Here is a 21068-nt window from a genome sequence, read left to right on the forward strand (position 1 = left end):
CGACATATGCGCGCCCGGCTGGGCCCCTTCATGGTTTTTTCACACAACAATGTGACTTCTGAGCGCCCCCAATTCCTTCTAAGTTTGGGCACAAAAGTTCTTCATCAAAGGGCATGTGACATGCTGACCCGACGCCATTTTCTAATCACCTCCGCTGCACTTTTCTCGGCACCTCTTGCCACGCCCGTCAGCGCAGCCCCCATTTCGGATCGCTCCAAGTGGAACAGCTGGGACAGACAGGTCACCCCTGCCAATTATGATCCCGCCACCTCAAACCCCTGGGGCCTGCATGCCAGATTTCTGCCTCAACGGGTGAAGGCCAACGACGGCCTGACGCCGGGTGACATCCATGTCGACGCGGTGGCGCGGTATCTGTACCACATTCAAAACGACGGCACGGCCATGCGCTATGGCGTCGCCATTGCCAAAGGCAACCTCTACGAGCCCGGCACCTACACAATCCGCCGCAAAACCAAATGGCCCACTTGGACCCCGACTGCGCAGATGATCAAACGCGAGCCGGCTGTCTACAAGCAGCACGAAAACGGCATGAACGGCGGCCCGTCCAACCCGTTGGGGTCCAGAGCTTTCTACCTCTATGTCGGCAACCGAGACACCTACCTGCGCATCCACGGCTCCCCCGCGCCCAGCTCCATCGGCGGGCGGGCAAGTTCGGGATGCGTGCGCATGGTCATGCCGCACATCAACGACCTGTATGAGCACGTTGCCACCGGTTCTACAGCGGTCCTGCATCCACCTGAGGACGCGGTGACGGCCACGACTTAAGCGGCGCGTCTATTCCGGTGGTCGGGAACACAGCGGGTTCCCGGCCTTTGCCCGCAACGGCAGATACGTCGTTTCAACCGGCCCCACATGCCGGTACTCATAACACCCGTCTTCAGGGTTGATCCGCACAGTGGTGAGATCCTGATACGGCGCTGCAATGGCAACCAGATTGTCAGAGAGATTGGTCAGGTGGCCTTCGGGATTTGTGCCGCCCAGTTCGGAACAGCCTGCGAGTGAAACAGCCAAGCACACTGATCCCCAAACACTTTTTGTCATAATTGTCTCCCAAATTCTTGTTTTTGTTTCTGGCGTGAAGCCGCCCCTGTCGCCATACAAAACTTTGTGAGCCTATGTGGCCCCGCATGCGCGTAGTCCATGCATGGACAGCACAGCTCGAACCGACAAAAACAAGCACAAGCATCACTTTAAGTCCAGAAATGTTGCTACTCGTCAGGTTTTTGAAAGCCGTGGCGGCGCTCCCTAGGAGAGTGTTTGTGTCAGCGGAATGGTTTGATTTTGCAGTGCGTTGCCTGAGAAACAAGCGTCACACTTCAGGGAGCTTTTTTGATCGGTTTTGGGTGGTCCCGAATGGCCTTTGAAACGCGCAAGGGGGAACTCAAAGCTGACTTGGTCAATACCGAGCCTTTTAGCCCTGTGTTGCTGTCCCCCAACCTCTCGGATGTGTATCGCGACAAGGTGGTCGACCTGACCGAGGCTCAGCACGACCCGGCGACCAAAGCCGAAGCGACCACGCTGATCCGGTCTCTGCTGGAGGAGATCCGGCTGATCCCGAACGAAGATGGCCCCATGGAGATCGAGCTTGTTGGGGAACTGGCGGGTTTGCTGGCGTTAGGCCAAACAAAAACGGCCTCGAAGCTTGCAGCTTCAGGCCGTTTTGTATCGTTGGTTGCGGGAGTAGGATTTGAACCTACGACCTTCAGGTTATGAGCCTGACGAGCTACCGGGCTGCTCCATCCCGCGACACTTTTTTTGGGCTATGGCGCGGAGCGCTACTTGAGCCCGTTTGATCTCTTTCCGGTTGGATTTGAGATCTGTCGCCCTTCAGGACGTTTTGATTGTTCTGAAGGTATTCTGTTTTTATCGATTGAGAGATATTTGGGGTTTTTACTAGGTTTGGCGATGACCTACTCTCCCACACCTTAAGATGCAGTACCATCGGCGCTACGGTGCTTAACGGCCGGGTTCGGGATGGGACCGGGTGTTTCACTCGCGCTATGATCACCAAACCGAGGAAAAACCCCGGTTAGGTTGTCCAAGTCATTTCACTGATTGTGTAGTGTGTATGCTTTTGATTTCCAGTCTTACTTTTACTGGATCAAATCAAGCCTATCGGACCATTAGTACCAGTCAACTGAATGCGTTACCGCACTTACATCTCTGGCCTATCGACGAGGTGGTCTACCTCGGTCCTCAGGGATACCTTGTTTTGAGGGGGGCTTCCCGCTTAGATGCCTTCAGCGGTTATCCTGTCCGATCATAGCTACCCTGCACTGCTGCTGGCGCAACAACAGGTCCACCAGTGGATCGTTCACCCCGGTCCTCTCGTACTAGGGGCAACTCCTCTCAAGTATCCTACACCCACGGCAGATAGGGACCGAACTGTCTCACGACGTTCTAAACCCAGCTCACGTACCTCTTTAAACGGCGAACAGCCGTACCCTTGGGACCTGCTCCAGCCCCAGGATGAGATGAGCCGACATCGAGGTGCCAAACACTGCCGTCGATATGGACTCTTGGGCAGTATCAGCCTGTTATCCCCGGCGTACCTTTTATCCGTTGAGCGATGGCCCTTCCACTCGGGACCACCGGATCACTATGGCCGTCTTTCGACTCTGCTCGACTTGTCAGTCTCGCAGTCAGGCTGGCTTCTGCCATTGCACTCAACGAGCGATTTCCGACCGCTCTGAGCCAACCTTCGCGCGCCTCCGTTACGCTTTAGGAGGCGACCGCCCCAGTCAAACTACCCGCCACACAGGGTCCCGGATCCGGATAACGGACCGCGGTTAGACATCAAGCAATGCAAGGGTGGTATCTCAAGGGAGGCTCCACCGACACTGGCGTGTCGGTTTCAAAGCCCACCACCTATCCTGCACATGCATGGCCTGATGCCAGTGTGAAGCTGTAGTAAAGGTGCACGGGGTCTTTCCGTCTAACCGCGGGAAGCCTGCATCTTGACAGGCAATTCAATTTCGCTGAGTCGATGTTGGAGACAGCGGGGAAGTCGTTACGCCATTCGTGCAGGTCGGAACTTACCCGACAAGGAATTTCGCTACCTTAGGACCGTTATAGTTACGGCCGCCGTTTACCTGGGCTTCAATTCGGAGCTCTCACCCCTCCTTTTAACCTTCAGGCACCGGGCAGGCGTCAGACCCTATACGTCGTCTTGCGACTTCGCAGAGCCCTGTGTTTTTAGTAAACAGTCGCCACCCCCTGGTTTGTGCCCCCAGCCAATACTTGCGTAGAAACTGGGCCTCCTTCTCGCGAACTTACGGAGGTATTTTGCCGAGTTCCTTCAACATCGTTCTCTCAAGCGCCTTGGTATGCTCTACCAGTCCACCTGTGTTGGTTTAGGGTACGGTCTCATGGAGGGCTATTTCCAGGAACCAATCAGCGGCCCACCCAATCCGATAAGGGTGAACAACCTTCATGATCCGTCACATCCTCCTGGCCTAGGAATATTAACCTAGTTCCCATCGCCTACGGCTTTCGCCCTCGGCTTAGGGGCCGGCTTACCCTGCTCAGATTAGCTTTAAGCAGGAACCCTTGGACTTTCGGCGAGAGTGTCTCTCACACTCTTTGTCGCTACTCATGTCATCATTCTCACTAGTGATCTCTCCACCGGATGGCTCACGCCCCGGCTTCATCGAAAGCTCCTTATCCTGCGCTACATCCCGAGGGATGTAGAAGAGGATAGGAACTATGTCACACTACGCTCTGCTACCGATGCTTACGCATCCCTAGACTTCGGCTCATGGCTTGAGCCCCGTTACATCTTCGCCGCAGGACAACTTATTTAGACCAGTGAGCTGTTACGCTATCTTTAAAGGATGGCTGCTTCTAAGCCAACCTCCTGGTTGTTTTGGTCGTCCCACCTGCTTTCCCACTTAGCCATGAATTAGGGGCCTTAGTCGTAGGTCAGGGTTGTTTCCCTCTCCACTACGGACGTTAGCATCCGCAGTGTGTCTGCCACATAGTACTCCCGGGTATTCGGAGTTTGGTTAGGATCAGTAAGCCTGTGGGGCCCCATTACCCATCCAGTGCTCTACCCCCCGGGGTATTCGTGTGACGCTCTACCTAAATAGATTTCGCAGAGAACCAGCTATCTCCGAGTTTGATTGGCCTTTCACCCCTAGGCACAGCTCATCCCGATCTTTTTCAACAGATGTGGGTTCGGTCCTCCAGTGCATGTTACTGCACCTTCAACCTGGCCATGCCTAGATCACTCGGTTTCGGGTCTGATCCATCTAACTCATGCGCCCTATTAAGACTCGCTTTCGCTGCGCCTACACCTAACGGCTTAAGCTTGCTAGATAGACCAAGTCGATGACCCATTATACAAAAGGTACGCTGTCAGCCCTCAAGGGGCCTCCAACTGATTGTAGGCGTTCGGTTTCAGGTACTGTTTCACTCCCCTCGTCGGGGTGCTTTTCACCTTTCCCTCACGGTACTGGTTCGCTATCGGTCAGTAAGGAGTACTTAGCCTTCGAAGGTGGTCCTCCGATCTTCAGACAGAATTTCACGTGTTCCGCCCTACTTAATACATCCTTCAAAGCTTCGAATACGGGGCTGTCACCCACTATGGCCCGTCTTCCCAAACGGTTCTTCTCACTTATCAGGCTTGGCTGGTCCGCGTTCGCTCGCCACTACTAGCGGAGTATCAATTGATTTCCTTTCCTCCGGGTACTTAGATGTTTCAGTTCCCCGGGTTTGCTCTTAAGACCCTATGTATTCAGGTCAAAAGTACCTGGTTCAGTAAGTTATAGGCAGCCCGAAGGCTATTATAACAAACTGTCAGGTGGGTTCCCCCATTCAGAGATCCTGGGATCAAAGCCTATTCTCGGCTCCCCCAAGCTTATCGCAGAGTATCACGTCTTTCATCGCCTCTTACTGCCAAGGCATCCACCAAACGCCCTTCTCGCGCTTGATTTGATCCAGAAAGAGAAAGACTGACGTCCTTCGTGATCGCTTGGCTGGCATGCCGCACAATCCTGTTTCTGAACCAAAAGTCATACTTTTTCCCGCTCCTTACCCTGGAACCTTCGCTGCCGATGTCGGTCGGCCCCACGAAGAGGATAAGGAACAATGCAAGATCTCTCGATCTTGCGGGTTAGTGTACTTGACTTGGACAACTCTGTTCGTTTCAGCAGGGATACGAAGGAGACAACCGAGGAAACAGTCGTCAATATCGCCTCTCCCGAAGGAGACCTAGCTGAGATCATCCCCGTACTTAGGGCGATCAAACAGTGTTGATTGTTATTCTCAAAACCGCTCTTTGCAGAGCTGTTCTGGAACAACTTGTATCTCTCTAAACGATGTCAAACTTCCGAAGAAGTTAAGGTCATCCGATTGGATGGTTAAGAACCACTGAGGTGCTTAACGATCAAATCGAAAGGGTAATGGTGGAGCCTAGCGGGATCGAACCGCTGACCTCCTGAATGCAAATCAGGCGCTCTCCCAGCTGAGCTAAGGCCCCATTATCACCCCGAAGGATGGTGGTGGGTCGAGGAGGACTTGAACCTCCGACCTCACGCTTATCAGGCGTGCGCTCTAACCACCTGAGCTACCGACCCAAGCTGATCCCGGTTGGGATCGGCGTCGCCCGACAGGCGATTTGCAACGCAAATCTGCCGAGAGGGTCGAACCTCAAGGGCAACTCTCACGCCAGCCGGTCGGCTCACGTGTATTCCTGAAGAGATATGGGGACGGCCTGGTCCGTTTGATATAGATCGGCAAAGGTACCGATCTGTTGCTAAGTGTCCACGAGATCCGGTGATTAGGAATTGCTTCCCAATTCAGCCAGTCCTGCAAGGACATCCTTAGAAAGGAGGTGATCCAGCCGCAGGTTCCCCTACGGCTACCTTGTTACGACTTCACCCCAGTCGCTGATCCTACCGTGGTCCGCTGCCTCCTCAGAGAGGTTAGCGCACGGCCGTCGGGTAGAACCAACTCCCATGGTGTGACGGGCGGTGTGTACAAGGCCCGGGAACGTATTCACCGCGTCATGCTGTTACGCGATTACTAGCGATTCCGACTTCATGGGGTCGAGTTGCAGACCCCAATCCGAACTGAGACAGTTTTTGGGGATTAACCCATTGTCACTGCCATTGTAGCACGTGTGTAGCCCAACCCGTAAGGGCCATGAGGACTTGACGTCATCCACACCTTCCTCCCGCTTATCACGGGCAGTTTCCCTAGAGTGCCCAGCCGAACTGCTGGCAACTAAGGATGTGGGTTGCGCTCGTTGCCGGACTTAACCGAACATCTCACGACACGAGCTGACGACAGCCATGCAGCACCTGTCACTAGGTCCCGAAGGAAGGCTCCATCTCTGGAGTTGTCCTAGGATGTCAAGGGTTGGTAAGGTTCTGCGCGTTGCTTCGAATTAAACCACATGCTCCACCGCTTGTGCGGGCCCCCGTCAATTCCTTTGAGTTTTAATCTTGCGACCGTACTCCCCAGGCGGAATGCTTAATCCGTTAGGTGTGTCACCGAATAGCATGCTACCCGACGACTGGCATTCATCGTTTACGGTGTGGACTACCAGGGTATCTAATCCTGTTTGCTCCCCACACTTTCGCACCTCAGCGTCAGTATCGAGCCAGTGAGCCGCCTTCGCCACTGGTGTTCCTCCGAATATCTACGAATTTCACCTCTACACTCGGAATTCCACTCACCTCTCTCGAACTCTAGGTTGCCAGTATTAAAGGCAGTTCCGGGGTTGAGCCCCGGGATTTCACCTCTAACTTAACAACCCGCCTACGCGCGCTTTACGCCCAGTAATTCCGAACAACGCTAACCCCCTCCGTATTACCGCGGCTGCTGGCACGGAGTTAGCCGGGGTTTCTTTACCAGGTACTGTCATTATCATCCCTGGCGAAAGAGCTTTACGACCCTAAGGCCTTCATCACTCACGCGGCATGGCTGGATCAGGCTTGCGCCCATTGTCCAAGATTCCCCACTGCTGCCTCCCGTAGGAGTCTGGGCCGTGTCTCAGTCCCAGTGTTGCTGATCATCCTCTAAAACCAGCTATAGATCGTAGACTTGGTAGGCCGTTACCCCACCAACTATCTAATCTAACGCGGGCCGATCCAAATCCGATAAATCTTTCCCCCGAAGGGCGTATAAGGTATTACTCACCGTTTCCAGTGGCTATTCCTTAGATCTGGGTACGTTCCCACGCGTTACTAACCCGTCCGCCGCTCACTCCGAAGAGTGCGCTCGACTTGCATGTGTTAGGCCTGCCGCCAGCGTTCGTTCTGAGCCAGGATCAAACTCTCAAGTTGAATAGCTGTTACCAGCTAATCCTTGACGTTCGAACCTCTGCACATCTCATCCAGGAGGCTAATCCCGGATGAACTCAAACTGTTTGTGTGCTTCAGTTTCCAAAAGAAACAAAAGCCGTACAAACAGTGAAGCTGTTGTAATCCTATCATCGACCATAAGGCCTAAGGACCGATATGCAGGTGTTTGTTCATCGAAATGAACCAAACCGCCCTCATATCTCTTCAGTGTATTCTCAATGTCAAACAACGTCGGAGCATAAACCCCAGAGACAAAACCAACCGACCGCGCTACTAACTTACTAGCGCAACCCGCTGATACTGCTCGATATTTTCAGAACCTTCCAGCTTAGAGCGTCGCTCCCTGCCAGTCCGTCCCGCCGTTGTGCGCCTCAGCGCCGCCGGTGAAGGGGGTTCTAAGCATAACACCAAACAGCCGCAAGCGCTTTTTGCATCTTTTTACAGAATTCCAACAACTTTCTGGAAAACGAAACAATATCAATATCTTAACAGAACAGATTTCCGCCAAGAACAGAGCAAGGGCCGAAGCCAAGGTTAACAAAAGGCCATCCGCAGCAGTTATCCACAGACTCAACCAAAGACTCACACCAATGACCCCCAAGACTCGCCGCGCCAAAAACAACGTCGTTATCATGTCGGTATCGCGACTGTTTCGCAGAGGTGCAGAAAGAACGGCAGAAAAGGTGACGTTTCTGAAGAGTGAAGACTGAGGGCGGGGCGTCAAGAATTACCGCAACGGTCTCCCCTACCCTTTGTACTTCCGTACCTTGGCGCCCGTCAGCGTATAGCCCACTTCGGCCAGGCCGGTTGCGGTGGCGGCTGTGCCAAACTCGCCGATGACCTCCACCGGTTCATAAAGATCGGTGAGCGCATAGGGCTTCTTGGCTGAGACCAATACCAATTGATTGGCGGGCGGGGGCGGGACATGAATACAGGCGCCAACAAAAGGCGCGAGGATAAAATCTTTCACGCCATCCGCGCCAAAATCCAGCGGCACCACAAATCCCGGCAAGCGCACAGTTTGGCCGTTGAAGGCTTCGGTGACGGCTTTGGCTTCTTCCTGCTCAAAGCCGGTTGTGAGTTGGCCGTGCTCCACCACACCGATGCCGCGCAATTGCTCGAGCAGTTTGCCCGTGTCGCCTTCGGGTACGAGGTCTTTCCAGTCCAGATCAACCACGCCGGCGAACGCAGGCCGCGCGCCGACAAAGGATAGGGCCGCAAGGCTGGCCAAGATGTGGCGACGTGTGGGCATGGGAACCTCCCTCAATGGCGGCGTTAGTGTTTCACTTGCATCCCGTCGGCCAGCGACAGGAAGTAGGCGCGGATCGCGGGCAGAAGGCTGACCGCAATACCGGCGAAGATCACACATCCCAAGACCAGCCATTCGCGGGGGCTGGGCGCGGTGACCTCTATATAGAGACCAAATGCGGCATCGATGCGCGCACGCGCAAGCCACAATCCCGTGTACAGGAGGCCGATGCCAAGGGTCACTGCGGTCAGGCTCATAAGCGCGGCCTCTGTGGTGAGCAGCAGCAGGATGGTCCAAGGCCGTGCACCAATCGCACGCAAGAGCGCCATTTCGCGGCGGCGTTCGTTGAGGCCAGAAAAGATCATTGCCGCCATGCCCAGCAAAGCAGTGATCACCACCATCACCGAGACGGCAATCAGGGCGGTTTCGGCCACGCCAATCAGGCTCCAGAGTTCGCTGAGCGCCACACCGGGCAGGATCGCCAGCAGTGGCTCCTCAGGGTATTCGTTGATCCAACGCTGCAGGCCAAAGATTTTCAGGCGTGAGGTTGTGCCGACCATCGCCGCCGTCACCGCTTGGGGGGTGAGCTGCATCTGGCGGACCTCACCGGCGCTGATGGTGTTTTGCGAGCGACCGCCGCCTTTCCAGTCAATGTGAATGGCCTCGATGGCCTCCAGGCTGACAAAGACGGTGCGGTCCACCGGCGTGCCGGTCTTTTCCAGAACGCCGGAAATCCGGAAAGGTTTGTCGTCGTGATCGGTGAACGAGGCCACGCCATGGCTGACCACAATGCTGTCTTGCAGGTCATAGCCAAGCGCGGCGGCCACATCCGCCCCCACCACAGCATCAAACAGATCGTCAAATGCGGCGCCTTGGGTGAAGGTGACAGACCGTCCCCCCCGGTATTTGTAGCGTTCAAAAAACTCAGGCGTGGTCCCCAGCACGCGGAAGCCCTTGTGGCTGTCGCCCAGTGACAGGGGCACAATCCAATTGACTTCGGGGCGGTCCGCGATGTCCTGATAACTTTGCCAAGTGACATTGTTGGTGGCGTTGCCGACGCGAAAGACCGAATAGAGCAGGAGCTGCACGCCGCCTGAACGTGCGCCGACAATCAGGTCGGTGCCGGAAATGGTGTCGGCAAAGCTGGCCTTGGCCCCGGTGCGGAGTTTTTCCACGCCCAGAAACAGCGCCACAGAGAGCGCGATAGCGAAGATGGTCAGGCTGACGGTGACCGCGCGGCTGAGCAGGGATTTGAGGGCAAGACGCAACAGGATCATGCCACACGCCTTTCGGTATGGGCGATGTCGGCGAGATCCAGCGTGCGATCAAAGCTTTGGGCCAGTCGGGCGTCGTGGCTGACCATCAGAAGGGTCGCACCCGCCTCGTCGCATTGCTGCATCAGCAGATCGAGAAAGGCGGCCTGGCTGTTGGCATCCAGCGAAGACGTGGGTTCATCCGCCACAATCAGCTTAGGACGGCCAATCAAGGCGCGGGCGGCGGCCACGCGTTGTTGCTGGCCAATGCTAAGTTCGGTGGTTTGCGCGTTCAGCACCAAGTCTCGATCCAGCCCCAGCGCCGCGGTCAGCCGCAGCGCCTCCTCTTGCGCAGAGTCCAGACGTTTGCGACGCGCGGGCGCAAAGGAGAGTTGCAGCAGGATGTTTTCCAGCGGCGAGGCATAGGGCAACAGATTGAACATCTGAAAGATCACGCCAATGCGTTCGGCCCGAAACCTGTCCCGCGCGGTGGGGCGCAGGGTGGACAAGTCCACGCCATCTACTGTGATGGTTCCGCTTTGAGGGTGGGTGATGCCGCAGATCAAGCTGAGCAAGGTGGACTTGCCGGAGCCGCTTTGCCCCAGCAGGAACAGTTTCTCACCCTCAGGAACATTGAGGTTTGGCACGGTCAGGGTGAACTGCGTCCGACCTTGCCAGGTGAAGGCCACATCGTTGAGATCTATTGCGGCCTTCATCACTGTCTTGGACCCTAAGGCTTAGTTGAGCGTGACAACCGGTGCGTCGGCTGTGGCCTCTACCTTAGTGGCGCCTGCGTTGGTCACAAGCTGAACTTCCAGCTCTTCGGCATTTGGGAACTGCGTGAAGTAGGTCAGAGACAGGCTGGTCAGTTCAGCTGGGTTGGCGCAGGTCAACGCATATTCAGCGTGGAACTCACTGTGAGTGGCTTCATCGCCGTGATCATGCGCGTCATGATCGTGGTCATCGTGCTCCGCATGCTCTTCTTTATCGTGGTCATGATCGTCGTGATCTGCGTGTTCTTTTTCATGTTCCTCGTGATCATGATCGTCATGCTCGGCATGCTCTTTGTCATGATCGTGATCGTCGTGCTTTTCGCCATGATCGTCATGGTCATCGTGCGCGTGATCGTCGTGATCACCCTCATGATGTTCGTCTTCACTGTGCAGCTCTGCCTCTGCTGAGGTCACAGTACAATTGGCCGCAGCAGGCACACCAAAGAGGCTCACAGGATCAGACAGCTTGGCAAGACCGGCGTCTACGGCGGCCTTATCCGCATCGGACTCGGCAGCGTGCTCAAACCCCACGATGTCAAAGCCAGGGGCGATGAGTTCCAGCGCCAGCGTGTCACCGTCCACCGCAATGTTCAGCGCACCGTGACCGTGCATATGGGCGTCAAGCTCGCGCTTTTCTTCGGCGATGGCCGGGGCAGCGGCCATCAGGGTGGAACACAGCAAAGCTTTTTTGAGGGTCATGGGGTGTCTCCGGTCAATACGCAAAAGTAACGATTGATCGTTATGTTATTATGTATCAACTGACAAGAGGCAGGACTGCCGATTGGCGGAAATCTCAGGACGCCACTCCCACCACAAGCATCTTCAGGACGATCTGCCCACCATGCGAGGCAAAAACACCCCGGACAGACCGCCCTTCGCATTATGCACCCGGACGAAATCACACCTGTGTCGTGCACACGGCGCAGCCCCGCAGCTATCAAGTCAATGGCACGCCGGCAAACGCCCGTAACGGCTGGTCCTCCAAAGCCCCAAGGGGGCAAATACAAAGGCTTGATCAAGCCCCCCCAAAAGTAACAACATGGGTTTACGCATCACGGCTCTGCGAGGGGCCGCTCGCGAAACGGACATAGAGTCAGGACATTTGTGCCATGAAACATTCGTTGAACCATATGCTGCCTTTGGTGATCGCCTTGTTTGCAGCAAACTCAAGTATTGCGGACACGGTAGAGTTCGGGACTTTCGACCTGGCGCCGTACGTTCTCCACGATGATCCTCAAGGCCGACCCGGCCTCTTTATGGAGATAACAACCGCGATTGCCGATCGCGCAGATGTGCCTGTAGACAACAGCGTCCTGCCCATTGCGCGGGTGATCAAAAACCTGGAACGCGGCCTGACGGATTGTGTGGTTGCGCTGGAAACCCCGTGGACATTGGAGCATTTGATCCAGGTGTCCGAAATCCACGATCAGCTGGAAATCATTATCGCGACACGTCCGGGGTTTGAAATCACTCAACTCAGTGACCTGCGCGGCCAACGCCTGGCAATTCCGCGCGGAACGTTTCGTGGGTCCCCCGTTATGGCCGAGCCAGATATTGAACACGTCTTGACCAATGGGTACGAGCAAAGCATCGACTTGTTGAGAGCTGGACGGGTTGATGCCATTGCCGGAACTGCACTTAGCCTTTACCACAGCTTTACAACCGAGAACGTAAAGCGGCCTGAAGTTGGGGTTGTCCTTCCAGTCGAGAGCAATTCCCTATGGTTGCAATGTGTCAAAGGTCAGGTGCCCGACGACCAATTGGCAAAGCTGGATCAAGCAACCAGTGCCCTGAGGGAGGAAGGTGCGATCGACGCTTTTCTGCAGCGCTACATTCCGCCAGAGTTTAAATAGTGCCGGATCAGGACAGCACTTCCTCAAAAAAGTTCAAGAACAGCCTTTCGTTTCGACAGGCACGTGTTGCCGTGCTTGCTGGGTTTGTTTTGGGCATTGGCTTCAGCGCGATCCAAATTTTTGCGGATTTGCGACGCGAAATCCACCAAGTCGACACGACATTTGAACAGTCTCTCAAGATACTGGAGGACTCCGCGTATCAAGCCGCCTATGGCCTCGACAAAGTGTTGGCACAGACCGTTGTGGATGGCGTATTTCACCAATTGGCGATTTCGGAAGCGACCATCATCGATAGCTACGGCGACACGATGTACTCTCGGACGCGTCCACCGTTGAAGACCTCGCTATCCTGGCTGGCCGAAGGGATTTTTGGAGAGGTTAAGTCGTACTCGACGCAACTGCTGGAGAAGGGCACCGGCTTCTATGCGGGGGAGTTGATCATCCGCGTTGATACAAACGTTATTGCCAGGGATTTTTTCAAACGCTCCGGGCTTGTTCTAGGCTTTGGCGTGCTCAGAAACCTGCTTCTGGCGACTGTGCTCGCCTTCCTTTACCACAAAATGCTGACCAAACCGCTTCGCGAGATTGCTGACCTCATCCACGAAGGGGCAGCGGAATTGCCCGTTACCGAAGCGCATAACACCGACGAACTGGGTGATATTGCGCGCGCGTATAACACACTCTCGCGCGCCCGCGCGCAGGCGGTCACGCGCCTCCAAGAAGAGGAGCAGAGGTTCCGGAGATTGTTCGAAAACAGCCAGGTGTCGCTGTCCAATGCTGACTATTCGGACGTGATTAAGTCGCTCAATCAGCTTCGGACCGACGGGGTGGAAGACCTTCGGCGCCATCTTGATATGAATGAAGGCGCGACATGGCAGCTGTTCACATCAATAGACATATTGAGCGCCAATGACGCTACTCTGAAGCTGTTCGGAGCTACATCAGAAGACAACCTGATGCGGCAGGCCGAGAAAACGTTCGGTCCAAAGACACTTGAGATGTTTAAGGATCAGCTTTGCGCCATTTGGGACAAGCAAAGCATGTTCCGCGCAGAGACTGTTTTTTATACATTGGCTGGAGAGGAGATCATTGGTGTGATCTCGCTCCCGATCCCCGACACGGACACCGGATTCACCAGCATTCCGGTTAGCATTCTGGATGTGACCGAGTTCAAAAATGCGGAAACCGAGCTCACCTTCCGGGGCGAAATCATAGAAGTGGTTGGCGAAGGTGTGCTTGTCTCACGGGTGTCTGATGGGGTGATTATTTACACAAACGCGTCCCTTGATGCCACGTTTGGCTATGATCGCGGAGAGCTGACAGGCCAGGTTGTCAGCGTGCTCAATGCCCCAACGGAGGTAGCACCCGAAGAGGTGTCCTTGTCCATCACCGACACCCTTCTGAAGGGTGGTCGTTGGGAAGATGAAGTGCTCAACATTCGCAAGGACGGTTCTCTGTTCTGGAGCGAGGTTTCGGTGACCGGGTTTGAACACTCTGTCCATGGAGCTTTGGCCATTGCGGTCCAATCCGACATCTCGGAACACAAATTGCTTGAGGAACAACTCCGGCAGGCGCAGCGCATGGAAGCGGTCGGTCAATTGACCGGTGGCGTGGCCCACGACTTCAACAACCTGTTGGCTGTCATGCTTGGCAATACCGAACTGCTGGAGGATCAGGCAGACAAGGCCCCTGCGACCCAGAAATTCATTAAAACAATCAAATCTGCTGTGGAACGGGCAACCTCGCTGACGGGACGATTGTTGGCCTTCTCCAGGCAATCGGCTTTGGCGCCTGTTCCGGCAAACGTGTGTGATGTGATTGGCGGCATTGACGACATGCTGCAAAGAACCTTGGGGGCCACCATCAAGCTTTCTGTTGTCTGCCCCGATGACCTCTGGCCCGCACTGATCGACACCCATGAATTTGAAAACGCGCTGGTGAACCTTGTGTTGAATGCACGGGACGCCATGCCACGTGGGGGACAACTGACCATAGAAACCCAAAACATCACTGTGGATGGGTCTTTTGCGGCGCAATCTGCAGAGGTTGCACCGGGAGATTATGTGCAGGTAAGTGTCAGCGACACTGGCGAAGGCATGTCGGAGGAAGTGCGCCTCAAGGTGTTTGAGCCCTTCTTCACCACAAAAGATGTCGGCAAGGGCAGTGGCCTGGGCCTCAGCATGGTCTTTGGGTTCGCCAAACAATCCAACGGCCATGTTTCGATTTACAGCGAAGAAGGCCACGGGACATCTGTGAGACTCTACATGCCCCGCTCTTCGGAGAATGTGGCCACGGAGGCGGCAGTTGAGACTGTGCAGGAACATGCGCGTGGCACCGGGCATATTCTGGTGGTCGAAGATGACGATGCCGTGCGCAACATCTCCGTGGCCATATTGCAGGCGCAAGGCTTCACCGTCACGGAGGCCGCGAATGGCTTAGAGGCAGCCCAACACCTGCGAGACGGCCCGCGCTTTGACCTGCTGTTCACGGACATGGTGTTGCCCGGCGGCCTAAATGGCCTTGAAATTGCTGCGCAGGCGCAAAAATGCCAGCCTGACATCAAGGTGCTTTATACCACCGGTTTTGCGGAAAACGCATCGGACGAGGTCCGCAGTTTGGTCAGCAGAGGGCTGCTGATCAACAAGCCGTTTCAACGCGCGGCCTTGCTGGACAAGGTGCACCATATTTTGGAGCTCCAAACCCTTTAGAACCGCGGTCAAAGGCTCGCGCGCACCACAGCAAGTCCGCCAGGCTTTAGCGCGTTGGGGGCACCGCACCGAGAGAGTGTGAGGCCTCACATCGATTGTGATTGCATCTGCGCCAATGTGTCTGCTTCTGTGTGCAGAATGTCTTTCAGATCATCCCGATACAGCGGCTTGTGAATGTTGTTGCCAACATCAATGTCACGGGCCTGCGCAATCAATTTTGCCGCTTCCATGGAGGGCACGCCGCTGCCTGTCATGAAGCGCAATCGCATTGGGCGTTTGAGCGCGGCCAGGCCGGAGATCACTTCAATGCCATCCATCTGAGGCATGTTGATGTCCACAAGCAACAGGGCTACTTCAGTGCCTTCTTTCAGGCTTTCCAAAAGTTCGAGGCCGTTGCTGCAGATTTGAACATCCCACCCATCTTGGGTTGCAACATGCGCCAAATACTCCGCAAACTCGACATTATCGTCCGCGATGTACAATTTTTGCATCCAGGCAATCCTAGTGTGTTGGAATAAGACAAACCCAAGCCTACCCAATCCCCGGCAAATTGCAACTGATCGACTGGCCTGTCGTGACACGTTGGAGATCATCGTCATTGGATCACATCGGCCTGAGCACCAAGGCAGGCAGGGTTCATCTTTGCCTGATGCCCAATACGTTCAAAAGCCACCCAACTGAGTGACACCACATCAGAACCGCAACATCGCCCAATGCGCGTCCCACTATACTTTCGCGCTCGCCTAAGCCTTCAGCATCACCGCCATACTGATCTCTCATCAGTAGGAGGTTGAAATGTTCCACATGCTTAAATGTCTCGCGCTAGGCTGTGTCGCTGGCGGGGTGATCGGCCTGCCGCAAGCCCACGCAGAAGCACCCCCTAAAGCGCTCTACAACGAGGCCATGGCATCCCTCGCGGATGCTCCGAACGAGGCCATCAACACCCTGCAGTCAATTTGTACCCACGGCTATGCGCGGGCCTGTGACCGGTTGGGCTACTTCAGTTTCAAAGGCATCGGCGGAAACCAAGACACCGCGCAGGCCATCGCTTACTACAACCAGGCTATTGAGCTGGGACAAAGCAAGTCCCTGGTGTCCCTGGGCAAAGTGCACCTCGCTTCAAAGGACTACGAGGCTGCGCAGCAAAGCCTGTTGGCCGCCTCTGCGCATGGTCTGCAACAGGGCGAGGCGGTTCTAGCCTGGGCCCATGCGACGGGCCGACTGGGGCCCTTGTCCGATCCCCATTTGGGGGTTCCAACACTGGTCGCGTTGGCAAAGGCAGACAGCCGCGATGGTCAGATGCTGTTGCTCGACGCCTTAACGCGGGATCTCTCGCAACGGGTTGATGTGACCGATACACTAGACCAGCTCCACAAGCGTCACGCGGAAGGCGACGCCAAAGCGGCAGAAGCCTTGCTGAAATACTATCGGGTTGTTGGACATGCGCGTGGCACGCTCGCCACCCGTGATAGGCTTCTACAAACCGAAGGATTGCGTGCAAAAATCCAAGTCGAAGAAGGGTTATATCTGGCAAGAGATCAAAACCCGGCTCAGTTCTGGCGTGCTTCTGAGGAAATTGTGCGCGCGGCGCCAAATGATGTGTTTGCACGCGGGCTCTCGGTGGCGGCCAAGATCAACAAAAACGCTTATGTGCGGATTGTGCAGATGGAGCTACGCGATCTTGGCTATGCCGTTGGACGCGCCAGCCCCTTTATGAACCGCCCTTTGATCCGGTCCATCAACGCTTTTTGCCGCGATACGAACCAGCAAAGCGCGTGCCTATATGGACCTTTGAAGTCCAAAAGCATCAAAGCTGTCGCAGGAGAACTGGCGCAGGTTCGCACTGAATTGTAATCCAAACACAGACAGACAAAATGGGCGCACCAAGCGCCCATTTTTGGTTTTAGCGCTGATGTATTTGATCCGGGAACACACGATCGAATTCAGACTGTAAGTGGTTCAAATGTGCCCCCCAATGATCTTCGGGCGCGTTTTGCACCGCTTGTAACGCGCTCCAGAGGTCCATCCACCCCAATACGGCGGCAGACCCTGACAAACGGTGCGCTTCTTCTCGTTCCGCGTCCGTCAACGGGTCGGTGGCCTGCTTCCGGGTCAGGAACTGTGAAATTTCACCCTGGGTTTCCTGTACGGCTTCTGTGTAGCGTTCGAGGCCAAACTGCTTCAGAAACTCTGGGGCGTCTTGCGTCGCATCTGTAAACGCTTCGACGCCATCTCCCACACCGAACACATCGGCCAAAGCACCATGGATCGCGGCCCGTCGCACCGGCTTTAGGATCAACGTCTGAAAATCTTGCGCCAGAATGGCTTCATGATCTTTTGGCGCCGCATGTGCGGTGACCGCCACGGCTGGTGTCGCAACATTCGGTGACGTGCCTGCTCGTATACGCTTCAGCGTTTCCAACCCGTCGATGCCCGGCATGCTGATGTCCAAAAGCAAAACGTCGAAGCCCGCAGTCTCGCAGACTTCGATGGCCTCAAAGCCGTTGCTGGCCTCCTGCGTCACGCCCCCCAGATCGCGGACAATGTCTGTGAGGATTTCGCGGTTGATGTCGTTGTCATCCACCACCAAAGCCCGAAACCCAGCCGGCAAGTCCTGCAAGGAATGCGCTGTTGAATGCGTTTTACGGTCCGCCACATCCGTCGTGGTTGGCAAAGGCAAGCGGAACGCAAACAGGCTGCCCTCTCCCAAAAGGCTGTCAGCCTCCAATTCCCCTCCACTGCGCTCGATCAAGCGCTTGGTGATGGCCAGCCCAAGCCCTGTGCCGGAGTTCTCCCGGTCAAAGGCGGTGTCGATCGTGACAAACTCTTCAAAAATCCGACTGAGGTTTTCCGGTGCGATGCCTACCCCCGTGTCAGCCACCCGGAACTCGACCAGATCACCTGAAGACAATCGTTCAACTTCAATCGCCACGCTACCCTCACGTGTGAATTTCAGAGCGTTGCCAACCAAGTTCACCAGGCAGCGCTGCAAGGAGCCGCGATCTCCATTCACGGTTTGCAGATCCTCCGTTAAGAAGTCTACCGAAAGCGCGTTTGCGTGCTGGGAAGCGTTGCTTTGCAGGCTGTCCATCACATCTTGAACCAAATCCGTAAGGTTAAAAGGCGCAGGCTTGGGAGCCTCAGCCTTGGAGGTCAAAGAGGACAAATCCAACACGTCGTTCACATGGGACAGCAGCAATTCGCCGGAAATCCCAATCGACGCCAAGTGCCGCTTTTGCGCGTCACTGAGGTCTGATTGATCCATCAACTCCAATGATCCCAAAATCCCGTTCAGCGGTGTGCGCATTTCATGGCTCATGACGGTCAGCAAGTTGGACTTCGCCTTTTCGCCCACCTGCGCCTTTTCAAGCGCGTCCTTCAAATCCTCTTCGGCTTTCAACTCACTGGTGATGTCACGCAAAAAAGACACAAACACCGTTTCTCCGCTGGCTTCTGACAGCGATATGGAAAGCTCTACGGGAAACACTTCTCCGTTGGCGCGCAGCCCCTGTAGCCGGAGCCGGCCCGCACCAATCACCTTTTTTGTGCCGGTTTTTAGAAACCGCTTTAGTCCTGCTCGGTGAGCCGCGCGCAGGTCTTCTGGCACAATCACATCTGCCATATCGAGCCCAAGGACATCCTTGCGCGCGTAGCCAAACACGGTTTCAGCCGCGCCATTGAACTCCACAATGTGCCCGCGCCGATCGACAACAAGCACCGCATCCAACGACGACGACACGGCCGCCTCAAAACGGGCGCGGGCTTGTTCGCTTTTTTGTGAAGCCCGCTGCCCCAGACGGAAAAGCTGGATCAGGCTGGCCAGCGCAAGAAACAGCACCGCAATCAAGGCGGTTAATCCATAGGCCAACCGCTGCAATGTGACTGACAGGCGATTGCGCCCGGCGGTTTCCTGCGTGGTGAAATGGTCAACACCTGCAAGCGCCAGAGCCCGCATTTTAGGGCGCAAGGCGTCAATGTCGGACAACAGGGCTGGCAGGTAAGCCCTCAACACCTCATCCGACCCGTCTACCAACGGCACCGTGCGCTCAAGAAAGGCCGTGGCATCTGCGGTATTTCTAGCGACGGTTTCTGCTTGAGAAATGGGCCTGAAAAACGCGCTTTGGCGGACGTTTGAGACTCGACTGTAAAAAATATCGAACCTCTTTCGGACGTCGTTCAACGGTAGGGAGGCCTCAGTTGCGGCAGATTGGGCCGCCATTTGCAGCCGCAACAACTCCACTTCCAGCTGGGACATTCGCCAGCTCACATCATCGTTTTGTGCCGTTGACAGAACCCGCAGGTCCGGAAAAACCGTGCGCCCCAAGCCGCCAACCAAAAGCAAGCTTGCCAAAAGCAAGCCTGCGAAGAGGACAAACGGCCATCTGCCATTCATAAGAAGGTGCCTGATGCGCGCGATGGTGGCCTCAAATCACTCATTGGCAACCACTTCAATGCGATCGAGTTGCCAGATACTGCGGGAATAATACTCTTCTGTTTTATAGGCGTCGTTGCCTGCGAATGGGTAAACGATCCACAATGGCCCCTTGTCACGCAAGGACATTTTTTCGCCATTGCGCAGATAGGCAATCATCGGGCCATTCTCCACCGCATCAGTGGTCGGGATCGACACGGTGTAATCATTGGCCGCGGTGGCCAACAAATCGCCATCGCTGGCGCCCACATGTGTGAGCAGTGCGGACAGGGACACGCCTTCAAAAACCTGGGTCCCTTCAGTCCAGATGGTGTCTGTCTCAAACTGCACCTTTGGCAGCGCGCGCAGGTCGCTTTCTTCAAATTGCCATTTTGCGCCTGCATCTGTCTCCGAAACATCTCCACTGACCGTCAACAAAGTGTCAGCCATGGCCTGAGACGCGACCATGGCGAGCAAGATAACGCCTGTCAGAAAGCTTGGTGTGGTGGGGGCGGCGAGCAGTTTCTTGAAACGTTGCATGGGACACTCCGAAGATTGGTTTGGGGTGTCTCTTTGTGACATGCGGAGGCGAGGCGCGTGTTTGGGCATCAGGCTAGGCCACTAACCTTTGGTATAGTTTGCCTGACCCTTCGCCGGTCGACGGCCATCGGATGCACCAATGGGTTTTGCCTAAACTATGCGAATTTACCTTCAGTTATCCTGTTGGTGCCAGCATCGGCTCACCAGGGCACATGGTTTTAAAAGGAGCTTGGTATGTCGCAAGATTTACAGCAAAGTCAGGGTGTCACGACTGGTTTACACGCGCAGGGCCTCGTAGGGTCCTCCCAGAACCCAAGAGTAGGACGCCCCGTTTCTATGCGTATTTTGTTAGCTGATGACCACGGGATGGTTCGCGAAACCATCTCTGCCTACCTCACCTCTGAAGGCGGCGCCGCAGTTGTGGCCGGATCAGATTACTTCGAAGCCATGAAGCTTCTGGAACAAAAAGGTCCATTTGACCTGGTGCTGCTGGACTTCAGCATGCCTGGCATGAACGGACTTCAAGGCCTGATCGACGCTGTCGCTGCCTATCCAGATCAAGCGTTTGCCATTGTCAGCGGCACTGCCCCCAACAAAGTGGCCCAAGATGCATTGGAAGCCGGGGCCATTGGCTTTTTGCCCAAGACCATGGGGGCCAAATCGTTGGTCAATGCGGTGCGATTTATGATTGCTGGGGAAACTTTTGTGCCGGCCAGTGTGCTTGCTGCCGGCGGCGAAGCGGAAGAAAGCGATTTTGAGAAGCAGCTGAGCCAGCGCGAAAAACAGGTGCTGACCGGCCTGTGCAAAGGTCAGTCCAACAAAGAAATCGCACGTGACCTCGATTTGCAGGAAGTGACCATCAAGCTGCACGTGCGCACGCTGTGCAAAAAACTCAACGCGAAAAACCGCACGCAGGCGGCTTTGATCGCAAAAGAGGCAGGCTTTGAATAAGC

General features: G+C 55.4%; 14 protein-coding genes, 3 tRNA genes and 3 rRNA genes. 5 read left to right on the forward strand and 15 right to left on the reverse strand.

Annotated features, from left to right (window positions below; genetic code table 11):
• The first annotated feature begins 120 nt into the window (after positions 1-120).
• Positions 121-786, forward strand: a complete 666-nt coding sequence (locus tag SIB92_RS12405; RefSeq protein WP_412552348.1) for a L,D-transpeptidase — start codon at positions 121-123, stop codon at positions 784-786.
• Between the two features lie 9 nt (positions 787-795).
• Here the strand turns inward: SIB92_RS12405 and SIB92_RS12410 are convergent, their stop codons facing one another.
• From SIB92_RS12410 to zrgA, 12 genes are all read right to left on the reverse strand, one after another.
• Positions 796-1038, reverse strand: coding sequence for a hypothetical protein (locus SIB92_RS12410; protein ID WP_412555834.1), 243 nt, complete (start codon positions 1036-1038; stop codon positions 796-798).
• A 652-nt stretch (positions 1039-1690) separates the two neighbouring features.
• A tRNA-Met gene (locus SIB92_RS12415) sits at positions 1691-1767 on the reverse strand.
• A 151-nt stretch (positions 1768-1918) separates the two neighbouring features.
• Positions 1919-2033, reverse strand: a 5S ribosomal RNA gene (rrf, locus tag SIB92_RS12420).
• Between the two features lie 90 nt (positions 2034-2123).
• A 23S ribosomal RNA gene (locus SIB92_RS12425) occupies positions 2124-4954 on the reverse strand.
• Positions 4955-5424: 470 nt separating this feature from the next.
• A tRNA-Ala gene (locus SIB92_RS12430) sits at positions 5425-5500 on the reverse strand.
• Between the two features lie 20 nt (positions 5501-5520).
• Positions 5521-5597, reverse strand: a tRNA-Ile gene (locus SIB92_RS12435).
• Between the two features lie 250 nt (positions 5598-5847).
• Positions 5848-7310, reverse strand: a 16S ribosomal RNA gene (locus SIB92_RS12440).
• Together the 16S, 23S and 5S rRNA genes with 3 tRNA genes alongside form the textbook arrangement of a ribosomal RNA operon.
• A 346-nt stretch (positions 7311-7656) precedes the next feature.
• Positions 7657-7962, reverse strand: a complete 306-nt coding sequence (locus tag SIB92_RS12445; RefSeq protein ID WP_412552349.1) for a hypothetical protein — start codon at positions 7960-7962, stop codon at positions 7657-7659.
• Positions 7963-8073: 111 nt separating this feature from the next.
• On the reverse strand, positions 8074-8580 hold the full coding sequence (locus tag SIB92_RS12450; RefSeq protein WP_412552350.1) for a DUF3299 domain-containing protein: 507 nt from the start codon (positions 8578-8580) through the stop codon (positions 8074-8076).
• Between the two features lie 23 nt (positions 8581-8603).
• On the reverse strand, positions 8604-9851 hold the full coding sequence (locus SIB92_RS12455) for an ABC transporter permease (protein WP_412555835.1): 1248 nt from the start codon (positions 9849-9851) through the stop codon (positions 8604-8606).
• Positions 9851-10546, reverse strand: coding sequence for an ABC transporter ATP-binding protein (locus SIB92_RS12460; RefSeq protein WP_412552351.1), 696 nt, complete (start codon positions 10544-10546; stop codon positions 9851-9853). The genes SIB92_RS12455 and SIB92_RS12460 overlap by 1 nt, the downstream gene beginning before the upstream one ends.
• 21 nt (positions 10547-10567) lie before the next feature.
• On the reverse strand, positions 10568-11302 hold the full coding sequence (gene zrgA, locus SIB92_RS12465; RefSeq protein ID WP_412552352.1) for a zinc uptake protein ZrgA: 735 nt from the start codon (positions 11300-11302) through the stop codon (positions 10568-10570).
• 410 nt (positions 11303-11712) lie between these two features.
• Between zrgA and SIB92_RS12470 the strand changes: the two genes are divergently transcribed.
• Positions 11713-12456: a substrate-binding periplasmic protein gene (locus SIB92_RS12470; protein WP_412552353.1), complete on the forward strand. Its 744-nt coding sequence runs from the start codon at positions 11713-11715 to the stop codon at positions 12454-12456.
• Positions 12457-12527: 71 nt separating this feature from the next.
• Positions 12528-15164, forward strand: coding sequence for a PAS domain S-box protein (locus SIB92_RS12475; RefSeq protein WP_412552354.1), 2637 nt, complete (start codon positions 12528-12530; stop codon positions 15162-15164).
• Between the two features lie 86 nt (positions 15165-15250).
• Here the strand turns inward: SIB92_RS12475 and SIB92_RS12480 are convergent, their stop codons facing one another.
• Complete coding sequence (locus SIB92_RS12480) at positions 15251-15655, reverse strand: response regulator (protein ID WP_412552355.1); 405 nt, start codon at positions 15653-15655, stop codon at positions 15251-15253.
• Between the two features lie 304 nt (positions 15656-15959).
• Here SIB92_RS12480 and SIB92_RS12485 point away from each other — a divergent pair, with 304 nt between their 5' ends.
• On the forward strand, positions 15960-17018 hold the full coding sequence (locus SIB92_RS12485; RefSeq protein ID WP_412552356.1) for a hypothetical protein: 1059 nt from the start codon (positions 15960-15962) through the stop codon (positions 17016-17018).
• Positions 17019-17067: 49 nt separating this feature from the next.
• On the opposite strand, the gene SIB92_RS12490 is transcribed toward SIB92_RS12485, so the two are convergent.
• Together SIB92_RS12490 and SIB92_RS12495 are read right to left on the reverse strand one after the other, a co-directional pair.
• On the reverse strand, positions 17068-19557 hold the full coding sequence (locus SIB92_RS12490; protein ID WP_412552357.1) for a PAS domain S-box protein: 2490 nt from the start codon (positions 19555-19557) through the stop codon (positions 17068-17070).
• 36 nt (positions 19558-19593) lie between these two features.
• Positions 19594-20115 (reverse strand): molybdopterin-dependent oxidoreductase, encoded by a 522-nt coding sequence (locus SIB92_RS12495; protein ID WP_412552358.1) that lies wholly within the window; start codon positions 20113-20115, stop codon positions 19594-19596.
• A gap of 336 nt (positions 20116-20451) precedes the next feature.
• On the opposite strand from SIB92_RS12495, the gene SIB92_RS12500 reads away from it, so the two are divergent.
• Complete coding sequence (locus tag SIB92_RS12500; RefSeq protein ID WP_412552359.1) at positions 20452-21066, forward strand: LuxR C-terminal-related transcriptional regulator; 615 nt, start codon at positions 20452-20454, stop codon at positions 21064-21066.
• The last annotated feature ends 2 nt before the right edge of the window (positions 21067-21068 follow it).

Source organism: Shimia sp. MIT1388, from assembly GCF_047124445.1.
Lineage (GTDB): Bacteria > Pseudomonadota > Alphaproteobacteria > Rhodobacterales > Rhodobacteraceae > Shimia.